The 18,217-nt window shown below is 62.4% G+C and carries 15 protein-coding genes and 1 pseudogene; 8 read left to right on the forward strand and 8 right to left on the reverse strand.

The window, feature by feature from the left end:
* Positions 1-272 precede the first annotated feature (272 nt).
* Positions 273-671 (forward strand): hypothetical protein, encoded by a 399-nt coding sequence (locus tag QTL96_RS16380; RefSeq protein ID WP_289728436.1) that lies wholly within the window; start codon positions 273-275, stop codon positions 669-671.
* A 371-nt stretch (positions 672-1,042) separates the two neighbouring features.
* Entirely contained in the window at positions 1,043-1,459 is a 417-nt protein-coding gene (locus QTL96_RS16385; RefSeq protein WP_018899251.1) for a MarR family transcriptional regulator, read from the forward strand.
* Between the two features lie 54 nt (positions 1,460-1,513).
* Here QTL96_RS16385 and QTL96_RS16390 read toward each other — a convergent pair whose 3' ends face one another.
* The 4 genes from QTL96_RS16390 to QTL96_RS16405 all read right to left on the reverse strand — a co-directional run bounded on the left by QTL96_RS16390 (position 1,514) and on the right by QTL96_RS16405 (position 4,358).
* Positions 1,514-1,915, reverse strand: a complete 402-nt coding sequence (locus QTL96_RS16390) for a hypothetical protein (RefSeq protein WP_113009505.1) — start codon at positions 1,913-1,915, stop codon at positions 1,514-1,516.
* Between the two features lie 145 nt (positions 1,916-2,060).
* Positions 2,061-3,317, reverse strand: a complete 1,257-nt coding sequence (locus QTL96_RS16395) for a sensor domain-containing diguanylate cyclase (RefSeq protein WP_113198805.1) — start codon at positions 3,315-3,317, stop codon at positions 2,061-2,063.
* Between the two features lie 112 nt (positions 3,318-3,429).
* A complete protein-coding gene (locus QTL96_RS16400) occupies positions 3,430-3,891 on the reverse strand; it encodes a cupin domain-containing protein (protein ID WP_289728437.1) in 462 nt (153 codons plus the stop codon).
* A gap of 47 nt (positions 3,892-3,938) precedes the next feature.
* Positions 3,939-4,358, reverse strand: coding sequence for a DUF1801 domain-containing protein (locus tag QTL96_RS16405; protein WP_289728438.1), 420 nt, complete (start codon positions 4,356-4,358; stop codon positions 3,939-3,941).
* 135 nt (positions 4,359-4,493) lie between these two features.
* On the opposite strand from QTL96_RS16405, the gene QTL96_RS16410 reads away from it, so the two are divergent.
* A complete protein-coding gene (locus tag QTL96_RS16410; protein WP_289728439.1) occupies positions 4,494-5,744 on the forward strand; it encodes a D-arabinono-1,4-lactone oxidase in 1,251 nt (416 codons plus the stop codon).
* 110 nt (positions 5,745-5,854) lie between these two features.
* Complete coding sequence (gene greA, locus QTL96_RS16415) at positions 5,855-6,337, forward strand: transcription elongation factor GreA (RefSeq protein WP_289728440.1); 483 nt, start codon at positions 5,855-5,857, stop codon at positions 6,335-6,337.
* Here greA and QTL96_RS16420 read toward each other — a convergent pair.
* Positions 6,321-6,854, reverse strand: a complete 534-nt coding sequence (locus QTL96_RS16420) for a ribonuclease H (protein WP_289728441.1) — start codon at positions 6,852-6,854, stop codon at positions 6,321-6,323. The genes greA and QTL96_RS16420 overlap by 17 nt on opposite strands.
* Positions 6,855-6,938: 84 nt before the next feature.
* Positions 6,939-9,329 (reverse strand): annotated as a pseudogene (locus QTL96_RS16425) (EAL domain-containing protein).
* A 195-nt stretch (positions 9,330-9,524) separates the two neighbouring features.
* Between QTL96_RS16425 and QTL96_RS16430 the strand changes: the two are divergent.
* Positions 9,525-10,910 (forward strand): dipeptidase, encoded by a 1,386-nt coding sequence (locus QTL96_RS16430; RefSeq protein ID WP_289728442.1) that lies wholly within the window; start codon positions 9,525-9,527, stop codon positions 10,908-10,910.
* A gap of 480 nt (positions 10,911-11,390) precedes the next feature.
* Entirely contained in the window at positions 11,391-12,299 is a 909-nt protein-coding gene (locus tag QTL96_RS16435) for an SH3 domain-containing protein (RefSeq protein ID WP_289728443.1), read from the forward strand.
* Positions 12,300-12,499: 200 nt separating this feature from the next.
* Here the strand turns inward: QTL96_RS16435 and QTL96_RS16440 are convergent, their stop codons facing one another.
* Both QTL96_RS16440 and QTL96_RS16445 read right to left on the reverse strand, forming a co-directional pair.
* Positions 12,500-12,682, reverse strand: a complete 183-nt coding sequence (locus QTL96_RS16440; RefSeq protein WP_289728444.1) for a hypothetical protein — start codon at positions 12,680-12,682, stop codon at positions 12,500-12,502.
* Between the two features lie 186 nt (positions 12,683-12,868).
* Complete coding sequence (locus tag QTL96_RS16445; RefSeq protein ID WP_113009513.1) at positions 12,869-13,192, reverse strand: hypothetical protein; 324 nt, start codon at positions 13,190-13,192, stop codon at positions 12,869-12,871.
* 282 nt (positions 13,193-13,474) lie between these two features.
* On the opposite strand from QTL96_RS16445, the gene QTL96_RS16450 reads away from it, so the two are divergent.
* Both QTL96_RS16450 and dnaK read left to right on the forward strand, forming a co-directional pair.
* The gene (locus QTL96_RS16450) at positions 13,475-15,997 is read left to right on the forward strand and encodes a transglycosylase domain-containing protein (RefSeq protein ID WP_289728445.1); all 2,523 of its coding nucleotides are present in this window, start codon (positions 13,475-13,477) and stop codon (positions 15,995-15,997) included.
* Positions 15,998-16,233: 236 nt separating this feature from the next.
* Positions 16,234-18,150, forward strand: coding sequence for a molecular chaperone DnaK (dnaK, locus tag QTL96_RS16455; RefSeq protein WP_018899265.1), 1,917 nt, complete (start codon positions 16,234-16,236; stop codon positions 18,148-18,150).
* Positions 18,151-18,217 lie beyond the last annotated feature (67 nt).

An 18,217-nucleotide genomic window follows, 5' to 3' on the forward strand; every position in this document is an offset into this window, starting at 1 on the left:
GCGTTGCGCACATGCTTGGGAAGTGCCGGAAAACGCGCGGAAACGGCCATAACCCCTCAATAGCTGCGGCTTGTTTCAGGTGTTTTTCGCCCGTACATTAGGTTTGCGCTTAACGAGAGCCCGCGATGTCTGGAGCCCCTGAATCTCAGAGATACTTTCTCAGCCAACTCTCCGTGCTTATCGATGGCATGAAGGGGTTGAGTACGCAGGTCGCCCGGCAGGTCGACGCGATGGGTCGGTACGACGTCGAATTTTTCAAGCTAGGGCGTTCCATGACCAAGTTCGAAAGCGACTTGATCGAACTCAGGGCTGATATGGGAAGCGTGAAGCTGGAAGTTGGCCAGCTGAGAATTGAGATTGGCCAGGCACGAGCCGACGTCGGCCAGTTACGGGCCGAGATGGGCCAGTTTCGCTCCGAGATAGGTCAGTTTCGCTCGGAAATGGAACTCCGACTCGGCGCAATCTTGAAGCGCATAGACGACCTAGAAGGCCGGACACATGATCTCGCCGATCATATCCAGGAACTGCGCTCCGACAGCCTGCGCCAGTACAACGAAGTGATCAACGCCGTGCAGGACAGTTATCAGAACCGGATGTCGGTCAACGACATCGAGGAGCGCCTCGCCGAACTCGAACGCCTCATCGGCCCGCGCTTGCCACCTGCGGCATAATCCTTCGCAAGCCGCTCACCGGACTGTTACCAAAATGTAATAGTCAATTCTTTTCTTTCCCTTGAAAAGCCACATTCGGAACTACAAATAAATATCACCGACGCGACATTGATCACGTCGAGGGTCTGATTGTCGGCTCGTCCCCCGCCGCATTGGACTTGGACAAAGGCCTCATCCCCTCTCCGGGCCTTTGTCCCCTATTTGAAGCCGCCATAGCCTTACCTCCAGGCTATGGCGGCTTTGTTTTTCTGCACTATCTCCAGCTGTATGAATATGAATATGAATGTCTGTCTTTCAAAGCATCGCATACGATTTGTTGCATTGCTCGTGGCTGGGTTTTGCGCCTAACTGAAAAAATGGGAACGGAACGAATGGACTCGGGAGCCTATCTCGCCAGCCAGCTGGCCAAGGGCTTTGCCCGCTCGCTGCAGCAGCGCGCGGCAAGGTTGGGTTTTTCGCCGGGTCAGTTTCCGATTCTGCTGGAGCTTTGGGCCGAAGACGGGCTGACGCAGAAGCAGCTGCTCGCCCGTGTCGATATCGAGCAGGCGACCATGGCCAACACGCTGTCGCGCATGGAGCGTGACGGTCTGATCGAGCGCCGCCCGCATCCGTCAGACAAGCGTGCTCAGCTGGTGTTCCTCACCGACCGCGCGAAAACGATGGAAAACGATGCGGTGCTGGCCGCCCGCGAGGCCGATCTCGCTCTGTTCGATGGCTTCAAGACATTCGAGCGCGAGCTGACGCTCGAATACATCCGTCGTCTGCTGGAGAATGCCAAGAAGCTCTAAGATGTGGGTGTGGCCCCGGCGCGAGCCGCACCATCAGGGAGGGAAGCCGGCGCCTTATTCGGCGGCGGCGAGGTAGATCTGGTTCTGCGAGGATGCGGCCAGAGCCTGCACGCGCGCTTCGGTCTTGGCGATCAGCTGATAGAACTCGTCCTGTGCCTCGACATCAAGCTGAATGACGGCGTTCACTTCATCCGGCGTATCGCAGACGCAGGCAATGGCCGATATCGGGCAGATGCCGCCGGGATAGCGCTTGCCGCTACCCGTATAGGCGCGGCGACCCCAGCGCTCGGAATAGACGGTCTCTTCGCGATCGATATGAAGGATCGTGCCCTTGCACGCGGTCACGATGCCGGCCTTGCCATAGGCAAACCAGTGGTAGTTCAATTTCCGCAAGATATACTTGCCGGTGATGTCTTCCCCGGCCAATTCGGCGGGATCTTCAATCATACGGATCATGACGTCTTCCTTAACGTGCACGTAATATCCGATATCTATGTTTCAGCTTCAAGACGAAAAGGTCAGCTTTTGGAGCCACTTAGTCACAAGTTGTTTCGAATTCTTACGAATTTCGCCGCTTTTTCGCCCTTTGAGCGCAATGGGCTCAGCCCCGGAACGCAACTTCCAGGTTTTGCCGGTCCTGCGCGACCACCCGGCAATGCGTCTCGAAGCCTTCGCCCTTGATCATCAATACGAACTCGGCCGGGATTCCCGTTGAGCTCGAAACCGAGAGTGCGGCGCTGTCGGCGCCGAGCGAGCGGATGGTGCAATCGATCGTCGAGCGACGGTCGTTGAAGAGGATCGAGCCGGCCTTCAGCACGCGTCGGCGCGCGCCGCTCGGCTGATCCGAGCTGATCGATTGCCAGCAGAGGCAGCGGTTGCGGCCGCTGCGCTTGGCCTCGTACATGGCGGCATCCGCCTGGGCCAGCAGCGTGTCGATCTCCTTGCAGACGATCGAGAGCGCCGAAATCCCGAAGCTCGCCGTCACCTCGAGCGAGCCGAACTCGCCGACGATCGGCTCGGCCGAGATCGCCGCCCGAAGTCTTTCGGCCACGACGAGTGCGCCGTCGCGGTCGACATTGGGCAGGATGATCGCGAATTCCTCGCCACCCAGCCGGCCGAACAGGTCGCCGCTTCGAAGCACCGAGCGGCAGATCGAAGACACCGCCTTCAGCACCTCGTCGCCGGCCGCATGGCCATGCGTGTCGTTGACGGTCTTGAAGTGGTCGATGTCGAGCACGATGCAGGCGAGGCTTTTCTGGTTGCGCAGCGCAGCGCCGATCAGCTGGTCCGTCTCTTCCTTGAAGGCGCGGCGCGTCAGGCCCTCGGTCAGGCTGTCGGTCGCCGCCGATTGCATCAGCTCGATGCGGTCCATGGCGACGCCGGCAATCTCTTCAAGAATGGTCAGATCCTTGCGCCCGAAGGAGCGCGCCGTGCGGTCGATCGCGCAGACGGTGCCGACGGTGTGGCCGCTCTTGGTGCGCAGCGGAACGCCGGCATAGAAGCGAACGTGATTTTCACCTGTCACGGCGGGGTGGGCGGCAAAGCGCGGGTCGCGGGTGGCGTCGGGCACGATCACGGCCGTGTCGAGATCCACCACGAAACGGCAGAAGGAATCCTCGCGCGGCACTTCGCTGTTCGAGAGACCGGAGCAGGCCTTGTACCATTGGCGGTGCGCGTCGATCAGCGACACCAGGCCGATGTCGACGGTGAACACTTCCTTGATCAGCCGAACGATCCGCTCGAAGCCTTCATCGCGCGGTGAATCGAGCAGGTCGAGCTGCTCCAGCGCCGCCAGACGCTCAAGTTCCCGCTGTTTCACATCCGCGGAAGACGTACCGAATGCGCGCGCAACAGCCATTGCAAACGTGCTCCCCACCTAAGTCCGTGTATGAGATGCCTCGCACAAAATCATGAACAAATGAATATTATGCGTCCCCGGTTCTCATGGGTGAAGGTCGCGGGCAGGGGTGTCAAGGTTTCGGATAGGGGCTCCCATCCTTGTGAACGAACCGGCCATCGGCATTCGCGCTCATCATGTCGATGTCGGAACAGGTGGTGAGGTCGGCCATGTCCCGTGAGCCGATTTCCAGATAAATCGCCATCGCATCGGACCGGTTGATGAGGTGATGACCGTTGCCGGTATTCTTGGGAAAGGCGGCGCAATCGCCTGCGCGAAGCGGCGTCTCGCCGTCATCCTCGACCAGCACCACCTCGCCCGAGAGCACATAGACGAACTCGTCCTCATGCGAATGCCAGTGCCGCTGGCTCGACCAGTTTCCCGGCGGCAGGTGCATGAGGTTGATGCCGAAATCGGAAAGCCCGCCGGCGTCACCCAGCCGCTGGCGGATCCGCTCGGCGCAGGCCGCCGCATGCGGCTCCGGATAAGGCGAGCCCTTGACGCGGGGCACGTTGGCGACGTCGATCTTCGGCATCAGACTATCCTCCGCGGTATGTGTTCGGTGGGCGGCGGGCCGCCCGCTCAGCTCTTCGGTTTCTTAGTGGCCTTCGTCATGTTGAGCGCGATCGCCGCCCGCACCAGTGCCGTAAGTGCCGGCGCGTCGATCGTGTCTCCCTCGTGGAAGTCGATGGCGCGCCGCGCATTCCCCTCGAGGCTGGCGTTGAACAGGCCGGAGGGATCGCCGAGCGATGCGCCCTTGGCGAAGGTCAGCTTCACGGCGGTCTTGTAGGTCTCGCCGGTGCAGATGATGCCGGAACGCTCCCACACCGGAACGCCGCGCCACTTCCACGTCTCGATCACCTCTGGATCGGCACCCCGGATGATGCGCCGCGCATTGGCCAGCATTGCGCCGCGCCAGTCGGTCAGCTCCGCGATCCGCTGGTCGATCAGCTGTGACGCATCGGCTTCCTCGCCCGCGGCACCCTTCGTCTTCTCCGCCATTCCATCCTCCCCGTCGATAAGCTTATGCGAATACTGCGCAATCTAGGAGATTCGCGGCTGAGGGAAAGAGGGTTTCCTTTGTCTCCGCCTCTATCGTCGTGCTACCACTCCCGCGGGATTCGAGGAGGTTCACTCATGACGCAGGTGCCTGCCGCCAATTGGGCGGAAAGCTTTCACTATGGTTTCAAGGACTGCCATTACCCGTCTTCCATTGAGGAGATACGTGCGATCGTCGCGCGGTCGGCGGCGGTAAAGACGCTCGGCTCGCGCCACTCGTTCAACGCCATCGTCGATGGCAGCTCTGCCATGTCGCTCGAGCGGATGCCGATCGATCCTGTCGTCGAAAGCGGCGGCCGCCAGGTCTCGGTCGCCGGCCACTGCACCTATGGCGAGCTCGCGCTCTTCCTGCAGCGCCACCAGCTCGCGATCCACAATCTCGCATCCCTTCCGCACATCTCGATCGCCGGCGCGATCGCGACCGCGACGCATGGCTCGGGCGATAGAAACGGTAATCTGGCCACGGCCGTCTCCGGCCTCGAATTCGTCGCCGGCGATGGCAGCCTGGTGAAAGTGAAGCGCGGCGACGCCGATTTCGAAGGCATGGTCGTGCATCTAGGCGCGCTCGGCGTCGTCACCCGCGTGACGCTGGATGTCCAGCCGGAATTCCAGGTCGCGCAGCACGTCTATGAGGGGCTGAGCTGGGATGCGCTGCTCGCCAACCTCGATGCCATCATGGCCGCAGCCTATAGCGTCAGCGTCTTCACGCAATGGGGCGAGAAGGCCGGTGCGGTCTGGCTGAAGGAGACGGAAAAGAGTGGCAATCATCCCGATGCCCTGCATGGCGCGGTCAATGCCGACATCAAACGTCATCCGATCATCGGCCTCGATGCCGAAAACGCCACCGAGCAGCTGGGCGCCTTCGGCCGCTGGTCGGACCGGCTGCCGCATTTCAAGATGGGTTTCACGCCAAGCAGTGGCGCCGAGATCCAGTCCGAATATCATGTGCCCCGCAAGCATGGTGCGGCCGCCGTCGAGGCGCTCTTGTCGATCCGCTCGAAATTCGCGCATCTCGTCCAATCAGGCGAGCTGCGCACCGTCGCCGCCGACGGCCTGTGGCTCAGCCCGCAGTTTCATCGCGATACGCTGTCGATCCACTTCACCTGGGTTCGCGACCAAGCGGCGGTCGATGCCGCCGCCGCCGAGATCGAGCAGGCGCTGGCGCCTTTCTCGCCCCTGCCGCACTGGGGCAAGGTCTTCACCCGCCGCCATGTCGGCAAGAGCTACGAAAAACTGGCCGACTTCGCCCGCATTCGCGAGCGCATGGACCCGGAACGCAAGTTCTCCAATCCATGGCTGGAAGAGGTCGTCTTCGGCACGAAGGCCTGAGCGGGATCGTGCGGCATCTTGCCGGCGTTGGCGCTCGCCGCCGCGCCGGTATATGCTGTTGCGAACAAGCAAGGGGCGAAGACGTCCCTGATATCGGCATGGAGTAGAGATTGGCGGTCGCCTTCACCAAGGAAGAAAGCTTCGAAACGGCATCGGAAACACTGATTCCCGATCGGCCGATTTCGCCACATCCGAACCTCGTCACCGAGGCCGGATTGAAGGCGCTGGAGCTCAATCTTAGCCAAGCGCGCGAGGCCTATGAGGCGACCTTGGGGATCGAGGATATCAACGAGCGCCGCCGCCAGGGTGCCGCGCCGTTGCGCGATTCCCGCTACTTCGCGGCCCGCCTCGGCACTGCCCAGCTCATGCCTGCGCCTACGTCCAGCGATACCGTCGCCTTCGGCAGCCTCGTCACCTTCGAGCGCGAGGACGGGCGCGTGCAGACCTATCGCATCGTCGGCGAGGACGAGGCCGATCCGAAGGCAGGGTCGATCTCTTACGTCTCGCCGGTGGCGCGCGTGCTGATCGGCAAGGCTGTCGGCGACGTGGTCGATGCCGGCGGCCAGGAGCTGGAGATCATCGCGATCGCTTGAGCGGGGCTTTCACCGCGATCGACAGCCGCCCGCTGTCCGCCAACCTGTCGGCTCGCTCGTTCCCCTCGGTGCCGGCATGGCCCTTGCACCATGAAATGGTGATCGTCGCTGATCCCGAGAGTGCCGCGTCGATCGCCCTCCAGAGATCGGCGTCGGCGATGCCACGGCTTCTGAGCCGGCTATTGGCGGTAATCTTCTTGAAGCCGTTATTCCGCCAGATCGGCCGCCACTCGTTGCAGCCCTTCACCGCGTAGACCGAATCCGACCAGATCGTCACCGTCTCCTCCGCCGCATGGGCGTTGACCCATTCCGATGCCTTCAGAACGGCGGTCGCCTCCATCGCGTTGTTGGCGGTCTTGCCAGCGCCGCCATGGCCGGACGCGATCTCGACGCCATCGCGGTAGACGGCAAAGCCCCAGCCGCCGTTGCCGGAGCCGGGCTCGCAGCAGCCATCGGTGAAGATCTCAAGCTTGTCGTGAGCATCGATGGCGGGCGGGTCGTCGGGATTATCGGTCATGTCGGCGGAATGTCTGGCAAATCGGCGGGAAGGCGCAGCCTATCCGAAACGCCCGGCCCTGTCTTCCGCCCCAGATGATGCCCCCTACTTCGACGTCGAAACCACCTGCGGATAAAGCAACACCGTCTTCTGCTGCTTCTCGTGTGCAGACAGATAACTCTCGCGCGCCGCCATCTTCACGCTCGGCTCGATATCCGGTTTGCCGAGAAGCAGCCCCTGCATCTGCTCGCAGCCCTCGTTGGTGACGATCTGGCGCTGCAGTTCTGTTTCCACGCCCTCCGTCACCACCTGTATCCCAAGGCTGTGGCCGAGCCCGATGATGGCGCGCACGATCGAGCGGGCGGCGGCGTCGTGCTCGAGAATGCCGGTAAAGCTGCGGTCGACCTTGATCTTGTCGAAGGGAAGGGCGCGCAGGTTGGAGAGCGAGGAGAAGCCGGTGCCGAAATCGTCCATGACGATGCGGACGCCGAGACCATGCAGCCGCATCAGCGTCGAGATCGTGGCCACCCGGTCGCGGATGAAGGCAGCCTCGGTGATTTCGAGCTCCAGCCGCTGCGGCGCAAGCCCGGTCTCGTGCAGAATGGCCGCCACCCGGTCGTAGAGATTGGGCAGCATGAATTGCACCGGCGAGACGTTGACGGCGATCGTCAGCGGCTGCGGCCAGCGCGCCGCCTCCGTGCAGGCCTGGCGCAGCACCCATTCGCCGAGCTGCACGATGATCCCGCTCTCCTCGGCGATTTTGATGAAGACGTCGGGCTCCGAGCTTCCATGCCCCGGCCGGTTCCAGCGCATCAGCGCCTCGTAGCCGCTGATGCTGCCGGTGCGGCTGTCGAGGATCGGCTGGTAGTTGACGAAAAGCTGGTTGCGGGTGATCGCGTGGCGCAGCTCGTTTTCGATCTCGCGCCGCGCCTTGACGGCGGCATCCATCTCCGCGTCGAAGAAGCAGGCCTTGCCGCGCCCGGCATGCTTGGCGCGGTAAAGCGCCGTATCGGCGTTGATGCAGAGAAGCTCGCCGGTATCGCCATCGGCGGGATAGACCGCGATGCCGATGCTGACGCCGACGGCGGTCGGGTCGCGGGCGACGTCCATTTCGGCCGCAACGCCGGCAAGGATCGCGTCGGCAAGGCCACGCGCGCCATCGGGCTGCGGCTTGCCGCTCTGGATGATGGCGAACTCGTCGCCGCCAAGCCGCGCGATGGTGGCACTGTCGTCGGCCACGCGCTGCAGGATCGCGGAGACCTTGCACAGAAGCCGGTCGCCCTCGGCATGGCCGAACAGGTCGTTGACGGCCTTGAAGCGATCGAGATCGAGATAGAAGACGGCGACCTGCGCGCGCTTGCGCTGCGCCACCTGGATTGCTTGTCTGAGGCGCGTGTCGAAGAGCGAGCGGTTCGGAAGGCCGGTCAGCACGTCATGCTGGGCCAGATGCTCGATCATTTGCTCGGCGCGCTTGCGTTCCGTCAGGTCGCGCACGGCCAGGATATCGCAGCTGCGGCCGCGATAGATCATCCGCCGCGCCATCAGTTCGACCGGCAGTTCCGTCTCGCTGTGGGTGGTAAGCAGCGTCTCGTGGTGCACGCCGGATTGCAGCCCGCCTGGGGGCAGCAGCAGGAAATCCGGTTTCTGGCCGCGCAATTCGTTGAGCTGCCAGCCGGACATTTCGAGGAACCGCTCGTTGGCGTCGAGGATCATTCCCTCGTAAAGCACCAGCAGCCCCTCCATCGTGGCGTTCGCCAGGCCCTTGAGGTCGGTGAGATGGCTTGCCAGGAAGACCATGCCGAGCGATGCGAGAATGAGCGCCGTCGAGACCGCCATGACGACACCCGCCAGCGCCTTCGGCTCGACGATGGCAGCCGTCATCTGCCGTCCCGGCTAGGGGACCAGCGCGATGAAGCTCATCGACACGAAATGCGCGGCGGCGATCGCCAGCACCATTGCGGTTGCGGAAAGCAGCACCCGCTTGGAGCCGGATAGCGAACGGAAGATCAGGAAGGCAACGCTCGCGAGCGCTGCGCTGATCACAAGCGCCGAGAGTGTCGCCGTCGCGTTGAAGAGAATGTTGAACTGGCCCTCGACCGCCTGCATGCCGGTAAGGTGCATGGCAGTGATCCCCAGCGCCATCAGCGCGCCGCCCTGCGCGAAGGCGAAGCGGCTAGTGCCCTCGGTGGCGACAAGCAGCGCCAGATAGGAAACGCCGATGGCGATCACAACCGAGAGTGTGGTGAGCCCCAGCCCGTAGGCGATCGAATAGCCGCCGTCATAAGCGAGCATGGAAATGAAGTGGGTGGCCCAGATGCCGACGCCGATGGCGAAAGCCGAGGCCATGATCCAGTTGCGCTGCTGAGCGCGATCGCATTGCTGCGCGCGGAAGAGCAGCAGCATGGCGGTGAGATTTCCGATGAAACAGACGACGACGGCGGCAATGATCAAGCGCCAGTCATGATTGTCACGAATACAGGCGATCACGGTAAACATCAGCCACCTCCAGCACCAATCTCCGGAAGTTATCAAGCGTCTTCTTAAATAACTATGAATTGCAAATTGCAACTTTTCCCAGCATTCGATGTGCGTTTTCGCCCTGTCAAGCGGATGCCCGAAATTTCGTTTTTCACCTCGAAAGCGCTGATGCTTTGGTCTATCGTCCGGCAAAAATTCAAGAAGGAGTCGGAAATGCCTGACCTGATGCCGGTTCTCGCGCGTGCGGACCAGAATTTGCCCTCGAGCCTCGACAAGCTGTTCGAGCTGTTGCGGATCAAGTCGATCTCGACCGATCCCGCCTACAAGGATGATTGCCACAAGGCGGCCAAGTGGCTGGTGGCTTATCTCCGCGACATCGGTTTCGACGCTTCGGTGCGCACCACGCCCGGCCACCCGATGGTCGTCGCCCATCACGATGGCGCCAATTCTTCGGCTCCGCATGTGCTCTTCTACGGTCACTATGACGTGCAGCCGGTCGATCCGATCGATCTCTGGGACAACGACCCCTTCGAGCCTTCCGTGCAGGAAGCGGGCGGCCGCAAGATCCTGACCGGCCGCGGCACCGCCGACGACAAGGGCCAGCTGATGACCTTCGTCGAAGCCTGCCGTGCCTATAAGGAAATCAACGGCGCGCTGCCCGTGCGCGTCACGATCCTGTTCGAGGGCGAGGAAGAATCCGGCTCACCATCGCTGAAGCCGTTCCTGGAGGCCAACGCCGCCGAGCTGAAGGCCGACTATGCGCTGGTCTGCGATACCAGCATGTGGGATCGCGACACGCCGGCGATCGCCGCCGCCCTGCGCGGCCTGGTCGGCGAAGAAGTGGTCGTCACCGCAGCCGACCGCGATCTGCATTCGGGCCTCTTCGGCGGTGCGGCAGCCAACCCGATCCATATCCTGACGAAGATCCTCGCCGGCCTGCACGACGACACCGGCCGCATCACGCTGGATGGCTTCTATAATGGCGTCGAGGAAACCCCTGCAAATATCAAGGCTTCCTGGGAAACGCTGGGCCTCACCACCGAGGGCTTCCTCGGCGAGGTCGGCCTGTCGGTTCCCTCGGGCGAAAAGGGCCGCTCGGTGCTGGAGCTCACCTGGGCCCGCCCGACCGCTGAAGTCAACGGCATCTGGGGCGGCTATACCGGCGAAGGCTTCAAGACCGTGATCGCCGCAAAGGCCTCCGCCAAGGTCTCCTTCCGCCTCGTCGGCACGCAGGACCCGGCCGCCATCCGCGACAGCTTCCGCGCCTATGTGCGCTCGCAACTCCCCGCCGATTGCTCGGTCGAGTTCCACCCGCATGGCGGCTCGCCGGCCATCCACCTGTCCTATGACTCGCCTGTTCTGACCAAGGCAAAGACGGCGCTCTCCGACGAATGGCCGAAGCCCGCCGTCGTTATCGGCATGGGCGGCTCGATCCCGATCGTCGGCGATTTCCAGAAGATGCTCGGCATGGAATCGCTGCTGGTCGGCTTCGGCCTCAGCGACGACCGCATCCATTCTCCGAACGAGAAGTACGAGCTGACGTCCTATCACAAGGGCATCCGCTCCTGGATCCGCATCATGGAAGCGCTGGCGGCGTAATCGGCGTCGATGAAATGAAAAAAGGCGCACCGATTTTTAAAGATCGGGGCGCCAGAGGAACAAAAAGGCCGGGTTGAAACCGGCCTTTCGTCATTCGCTTCGCATCAGTGCCAGTACATCCGTGGTCAAAGTGAAAGCGAATATTGCGGTCAGACTGCCCGCGAAAGGTTAACGGAGCGTTAACGATAATCTCGCGATAGGCAGGTCAATTCTCCATGCGCTCCATGGTGCGGCTTGGTGATCGACGACTGCATCCGATGACCGGGATATCGTGATTGCGCCCGGCAATTTCAAGGCCTTGGTGCTCGAACCGTTCAAGCTGCGTTCATCAGCAGATGCTATAAGTCATTGAAAGAAAAGTTGAATCACTCTCGCCAAACTTTGGCCGGGAAGCTGTTCACTGTTGTCTTGATAAGGCGATAAGCCGGAAAGTTTTCTGAAGGGGCGGCGTTTCGGCCGCTCTATCTAGGGAGTGCAAGCGTGAAGACCACATTGATGAAGATCACCGCCGTCGCAGCCTTGTTGCTGGCCCCGGTGGCAGCTCAGGCCGCCGAAGGGTTCGCGACCGCCAACGTCAACATGCGCGCCGGCCCGAGCACGCAGTATCCTGCCGTGACAGTCATTCCCGCCGGCGAATCCGTTGAAATCCACGGCTGCCTTGCCGATGTGCCCTGGTGCGATGTCGAGTTCTACAATGGCCGCGGCTGGGTCGCCGGCCGCTATGTGCAGGCGCTCTATCAGCAGCGCCGCGTCTATGTCGATCCGCAATATTATCGCCCGCTCGGCATCCCGACGGTGGTCTTCAGCGTCGGCAATTACTGGGATCGCTATTACCGCGACCGGTCCTTCTACGGTCAGCGCGACCGCTGGCGCCGTAACCCGGTCTATGACCGCCCGGCAGCCGTTCGCCCGCCGCCCGGCCCGGGCTTCGACAATCCCGGCCGTCCGCGTCCCGGCTATGACAATGGCGGACCTCGCCCTGGTTACGATTACAACCGCCCGGGTTACGACAACAATCGCCCGCGTCCCGGCTTCGACAATGGCCAGCCCAATTTCGACCGTGGCCCCGGTCGCGGTCCCGATTTTGGCCGTGGCCCCGATCCGCGCCAGGACAATGGTGGCCGTCCCGGCCGCCCGCCGCAGTTTGACGATCAGTCCGGCCGCGCCGGCATGCCCGGCCAGCCAGGCATGCCAGGTCAACCGGGTCAGCCCGGCCGGCGTGGTGAGGGTGGCCAAGGCGGTCAGGGAGGACAGGCCGGCCAGCCAGGTCAGCCAGGCCAACCCGGACAGCCAGGCTTCGATCGCGGCCCGGATCGTCGCGACCACGACCGCCGCCGTCCGCCGGTCTGCCAGCCGGGCGATCCGAACTGCGGCCAGAACCAGCAGTGATCAACAATCAGCAGTAAGAGTGAGAAGGGCGATCGAAAGGTCGCCCTTTCTGTTTGTCGGGAAGAAACGAAAAGCCCGACGCTCCTGAGAGACGCCGGGCCTGAATTCGATCGGCTCGTGTTGAGGGGAGACGGCCGATCTGCCGCGAGGCGTGTTGCCTCGCTTGGGTAGAAATGGGTGAAAGAGGAAATGGTTCCGCGTCACCAGCCGGAAGCTGTATTTTTGCCGGATGCCATCAGGTCGCGCATCGAGGCGTAGGGGCCGTGCAGCATCTTCAGACGGCTCTCCTTCATCTTCGACAGCCGATGACGGCGCGCGAAATCATGCACGCTCCAGATCTCTCTGGGGATGAAATCGTCTGCTGTTGCCGAATGGATGGTCATTGTCTGCCTGCTTGATGCGCTGGATGCGCGAATAATAGGCGCAATCGCCGCGAGATATGTCAGATTTGTGACAAAGGCAACGAATGGCAGCCATGTTGAGACAAAATGGCTCGCCGTGCGCATGCATACGAAAAAAAGGCCCGCGATGGGCGGGCCTTTCGAGTGGTCGTTGCGATCGTTTGTCGCTCAGTAGCGATAGCCGTAGCCATCGCGTGCCCATGGCGGCGGGCGATGGCCGCGCTCATAGCGCCAGCCGTAGCGCGGCGGCGGGCGGTGACCCCAGCCGTAGTCGCGGTGGTAGCGGCGTTCGTAGCGCGGCGGCGGCGGGCGGCGCCAGTTCGGGCGGCAATCGCCCCAGGGTGTGACGTGGAAGCCACGGCCGCAGGCGTAGTCGACCTTGACGACATTGTTGGTGACGCCGCTCTGAACGGCGCCCATCGGCATGGCTTCGGCAACCGTGGCGCCAAGCCCGGTCAGTGCGATCGCGATCGCGATAATTGTCTTGCGCATCTCTGCACCTCATTCCTTATGCAAGTCCCTTGCACGTGGATTAGAGGGCCGTTCGGGTGAACGGGAGCTGAACCAACAAAGGCATTATTGCGGCAGCCGGGGAGGGGCGGCTGAAACCGAAAAATGCTGCGCTCAAAAGCTTTTGCCTTTGGCTAACGAGGTCTTAACTCCCCCTTAAATCGCCGCATTTAAAGTTCAACCGGGTAAAGGTGCGACCGGCGTGATGCGGTTGCGTTGGGGCAAACCTCGGTTTGCGATTGAAGCGAGGTTCAGCGGGCGTATATGGCAGGCAGGGGCAGATCAGGCGATAGAATCGAACCATCCTTCAGCGGCCGCGAGCGCCGCGACGATGGCGATGATTTCGCGCTCGGCGCCGATGACCGGGTCGCCGGCGGCGGACGCCCCGTCAAGCGCACCGCGCAGAAGTCCTCCCCACGCCGCGAACCGCCTGCAAGGCGCGAACCCGATTCCGCCCGCTATGAAGACGATTACGACGACGAGCCGCGCTACCGCGAGCCGACGCGCCGCCGCAATGGTGGTGGTGGTAATGATGGCAGGGGCAAGCGCCGGCGGCCGGAGCGCGAGGGCCTCGGCTTCTTCGGCCTCATTCGGCGCATGGTCTACTGGTGCATCGTGCTCGGTATATGGGTCGGCATCGGGGTCACCGGCCTGGTCGTCTATTACGGCTCGCGCATGCCGAGCGCCAGCAGCTGGGAAATCCCCGCCCGTCCGCCCAACGTCAAGATCACCTCGGTCGACGGCAGCGTGATCGCCAATCGCGGCGCCACCGGCGGCGAAGCCTTGGCGCTGGAAGACATGTCGCCGTATATCCCCGAAGCGATCGTCGCCATCGAGGACCGGCGTTTCTATTCGCATTATGGCGTCGATCCGCTCGGCCTCGCCCGCGCCTTCGTCACCAACCTGACCTCGGGCCACATGGTGCAGGGCGGCTCGACGCTGACGCAGCAGCTCGCCAAGAACCTCTTCCTCTCGCCCGACCGCACTTTAGAGCGTAAAGTCCAGGAAGTGCTGCTCTCGTTCTGGCTGGAGCAGAAATACACCAAGGACCAGATCCTTGCGATGTACTTGAACCGCGTCTTCTTCGGCTCCAACGCCTATGGTGTGGAAGCCGCCTCGCGGCGCTATTTCAACAAGTCGGCGCGCGATGTGAACCTCGGCGAGGCCGCACTTCTTGCCGGTCTCGTGAAGGCGCCGTCGCGTCTGTCGCCGGCGCGCGATCCGCAGGCCGCAAACGACCGCGCCCAGGTGGTGCTGCAGGCCATGCGCGACCAGGGCATGATCTCCGACGACGAGGTCAAGACCGCGATGTCGCAGACACCCGCCAAGGCCAAGCGCTACTGGGATGGCGCCGGCCATTATGTGGCCGACATGGTCATGGACGAGCTTCCGGCACTGATCGGCGACGTCAAGGAAGACATCGTCGTCGACACCACCATCGACAAGACGCTGGAAAAGCGCGCCGAACAGTCGTTGAACGACGTGCTCGGCAAGGACGGCGCCAAGCTCGATGCCTCGCAGGCGGCCCTCGTCTCGGTCGACGGCACCGGCGCGATCCGCGCGCTTGTCGGCGGCCGCGATTATGCCGACAGCCAGTTCAACCGCGCGGTCAAGGCCAAGCGCCAGCCGGGCTCCTCCTTCAAGCCCTTCGTCTATGCGGCGGCGCTCGAAAAGGGTCTGACGCCGTTCTCCGTCTTCAACGACGCGCCGATCCGCATCGGCGACTGGACGCCTGAGAATTACGAGAAGAAGTACAATGGCGAGGTGACGCTGGCGACAGCGCTTGCGAAATCGCTGAACACGGTCGCCGCCCAGCTGGTCATGTATGACGGCCCCGATCAGGTCATCAAGCTCGCCCACCGCCTCGGCATCGAGAGCGAGCTGCAGTCCAACGCCTCGATCGCGCTCGGCACCTCGGAAGTGTCGCTGACGGAGCTGACCGGCGCCTACGCCGCCTTCATGAATGGCGGCTACAAGGCGACGCCGCATGTCATCCGCCGCGTGACCACGGCAGACGGCAGCAAGGTTCTTTACGAAAACACCTATGACAACCCGCCGCGCGTTCTCTCCGAGGCGGTCGCCGCCAACATGAACGCGATGATGATCGGCGTCGTCGAGCAGGGAACGGGCAAGGCCGCGAAGATCCCCGGCTGGCAGGTCGCCGGCAAGAGCGGAACGACGCAGAACTCCCGCGACGCTCTCTTCGTCGGCTTCACCAGCAATCTGACCACGGGCGTCTGGTTCGGCAATGACGACGGCAAGCCGATGAAGAAGGTCACCGGTGGTGGTCTTCCGGCCAAGGCCTGGCAGGAATTCATGGTCGCCGCCCACAAGGGCCTGTCGCCGGCGCCGCTCTTCGGCAACGGCCAGTTCGTCAATCCGGCGGCACCCATCGATAACGGCCAGCCGATGGCGTCGAACGATCCGAACATGCAGGGCGGAATGCCCAACGACATGCCCAACGACATGAATGGCAACATGACTGGATCGACCGGCGGCATGCAGCCGCCCGTCGAGGAGCAGGGCACCATCGGCAGCATCATTTCGGGCGTCTTCGGTGGCGGCGGCAACGACCAGCGGAGCCAGTATCCGCAGGCGCCGGTGCGCCGTGGCGGCCAGCAGCAGCCTCCGGTTTATGGTGGTCCGGTACCGCCCGCGGATGTCGCTCAGGACGACGGTTACGGCTATGGAAATGCGCTGCCGCCGGGCGATGTCGGGGGTGGTCCGCAGCACCAGCCGTACCAGCCGCGCCGCACCACGCTTCTCGACCTGATCATGGGCGAGTAAACGCTTTGCCGCGCAACAAAAAACGTGCCTTCGGGCGCGCGGCGAAAATTAATTGCTGTTGGCTTCTTTTGCTGGTTTTCAGGACATTTCCCGCCTTGCAGTCGCGAAAACCCGTCCTTATATACGCCGCATCACCGCAATCACGATTGCGTCAAACGTAGAGACCCATCCCGTAAGGGGCTGTCATCGAAATGCCTTCCCGGGGTTCAGACAGCTTGCTTCAAGGAGTAAATGACATGGCAAAAGTAATTGGTATCGACCTTGGAACGACAAATTCCTGCGTCGCTGTCATGGACGGCAAGGACGCAAAGGTCATCGAGAACGCCGAAGGTGCGCGCACCACGCCTTCGATCGTTGCATTTTCCGAAGATGGCGAGCGCCTCGTCGGTCAGCCGGCCAAGCGCCAGGCAGTCACCAACCCCACGGACACGCTGTTCGCAGTGAAGCGCCTCATCGGCCGCCGCTACGACGATCCGACGGTTGAAAAGGACAAGGGCCTCGTTCCCTTCGAGATCACCAAGGGCGACAACGGCGACGCATGGGTCAAGGCCCGCGGCACCGGCTATTCGCCTGCCCAGATCTCCGCGATGATCCTTCAGAAGATGAAGGAAACCGCTGAATCCTACCTCGGTGAAAAGGTCGAAAAGGCCGTCATCACCGTTCCCGCATACTTCAACGACGCACAGCGCCAGGCAACCAAGGATGCCGGCCGTATCGCTGGTCTCGAAGTTCTGCGCATCATCAACGAGCCGACGGCGGCAGCCCTTGCCTACGGTCTCGACAAGAAGGACGGCAAGACCATCGCCGTTTACGACTTGGGTGGCGGTACCTTCGATATCTCGATCCTCGAGATCGGCGACGGCGTCTTCGAAGTGAAGTCCACCAACGGCGATACCTTCCTCGGCGGTGAAGACTTCGACATGCGTCTCGTCGAATACCTCGTTGCCGAGTTCAAGAAGGACAACGGCATCGACCTGAAGGGCGACAAGCTTGCTCTGCAGCGCCTCAAGGAAGCTGCTGAAAAGGCCAAGATCGAACTGTCTTCGTCGCAGCAGACCGAAATCAACCTGCCGTTCATCACGGCCGATGCAACCGGTCCGAAGCACCTGACGCTGAAGCTGACCCGTGCCAAGCTGGAAAGCCTGGTCGACGATCTCGTCCAGCGCACCATCGCGCCGTGCAAGGCAGCCCTCAAGGATGCCGGCGTAACCCCTGCCGAGATCGACGAAGTCGTTCTGGTCGGTGGCATGAGCCGCATGCCGAAGGTGCAGGAAGTCGTCAAGCAGCTGTTCGGCAAGGAGCCGCACAAGGGCGTAAACCCGGATGAAGTCGTCGCTCTCGGCGCAGCCATCCAGGCCGGCGTTCTCCAGGGCGACGTCAAGGACGTTCTGCTTCTCGACGTAACCCCGCTGTCTCTCGGCATCGAAACGTTGGGTGGCGTCTTCACCCGTCTGATCGAGCGTAACACCACGATCCCGACGAAGAAGTCGCAGACCTTCTCGACCGCCGACGACAACCAGTCCGCCGTCACCATCCGCGTTTCGCAGGGCGAGCGCGAAATGGCCCAGGACAACAAGCTGCTCGGCCAGTTCGACCTCGTTGGCCTGCCGCCGGCACCGCGTGGCGTTCCGCAGATCGAAGTCACCTTCGATATCGACGCCAACGGCATCGTGCAGGTTTCGGCCAAGGACAAGGGCACCGGCAAGGAACAGCAGATCCGCATCCAGGCCTCTGGTGGTCTCTCCGACGCCGACATCGAAAAGATGGTCAAGGACGCCGAAGCCAATGCTGAAGCCGACAAGAAGCGCCGCGAAGGCGTTGAAGCCAAGAACCAGGCCGAAAGCCTGATCCACTCCAGCGAGAAGTCGCTGAAAGATTACGGCGACAAGGTCACCGAAGCCGATCGCACCGCGATCTCCGACGCGATCGCCGCTCTGAAGACCTCCGTCGAGGCAACCGAGCCGGACGCCGAGGACATCAAGGCGAAGACCCAGACCCTCATGGAAGTGTCCATGAAGCTCGGTCAGGCGATCTACGAAGCGCAGCAGGCTGAAGGTGGCGCGGAAGACGCTTCCGCCGAAGCCGGCGATGACAATGTCGTCGATGCCGACTACGAAGAAGTCAAGGACGACGACCGCAAGAAGTCGGCGTAAGCGGCTCGCAACGGTCACGTTTGAAACTGACATTCCGGCTGCTCACCATGGCAGCCGGAAATCCATT

Origin of the sequence: Rhizobium sp. S163, from assembly GCF_030380805.1 — a bacterium.
GTDB lineage: Bacteria > Pseudomonadota > Alphaproteobacteria > Rhizobiales > Rhizobiaceae > Rhizobium.

Bases quoted from the DNA above. Each gene is read 5' to 3' on its own strand.
- QTL96_RS16380 (WP_289728436.1), top strand. From the start codon at position 273: ATGACCAAGTTCGAAAGCGACTTGATCGAACTCAGGGCTGATATGGGA.
- QTL96_RS16385 (WP_018899251.1), top strand. From the start codon at position 1,043: ATGGACTCGGGAGCCTATCTCGCCAGCCAGCTGGCCAAGGGCTTTGCC.
- QTL96_RS16390 (WP_113009505.1), bottom strand. From the start codon at position 1,915: ATGATCCGTATGATTGAAGATCCCGCCGAATTGGCCGGGGAAGACATC.
- QTL96_RS16395 (WP_113198805.1), bottom strand. From the start codon at position 3,317: ATGGCTGTTGCGCGCGCATTCGGTACGTCTTCCGCGGATGTGAAACAG.
- QTL96_RS16400 (WP_289728437.1), bottom strand. From the start codon at position 3,891: ATGCCGAAGATCGACGTCGCCAACGTGCCCCGCGTCAAGGGCTCGCCT.
- QTL96_RS16405 (WP_289728438.1), bottom strand. From the start codon at position 4,358: ATGGCGGAGAAGACGAAGGGTGCCGCGGGCGAGGAAGCCGATGCGTCA.
- QTL96_RS16410 (WP_289728439.1), top strand. From the start codon at position 4,494: ATGACGCAGGTGCCTGCCGCCAATTGGGCGGAAAGCTTTCACTATGGT.
- QTL96_RS16420 (WP_289728441.1), bottom strand. From the start codon at position 6,854: ATGACCGATAATCCCGACGACCCGCCCGCCATCGATGCTCACGACAAG.
- QTL96_RS16430 (WP_289728442.1), top strand. From the start codon at position 9,525: ATGCCTGACCTGATGCCGGTTCTCGCGCGTGCGGACCAGAATTTGCCC.
- QTL96_RS16440 (WP_289728444.1), bottom strand. From the start codon at position 12,682: ATGACCATCCATTCGGCAACAGCAGACGATTTCATCCCCAGAGAGATC.
- QTL96_RS16445 (WP_113009513.1), bottom strand. From the start codon at position 13,192: ATGCGCAAGACAATTATCGCGATCGCGATCGCACTGACCGGGCTTGGC.
- QTL96_RS16450 (WP_289728445.1), top strand. From the start codon at position 13,475: ATGGCAGGCAGGGGCAGATCAGGCGATAGAATCGAACCATCCTTCAGC.
- dnaK (WP_018899265.1), top strand. From the start codon at position 16,234: ATGGCAAAAGTAATTGGTATCGACCTTGGAACGACAAATTCCTGCGTC.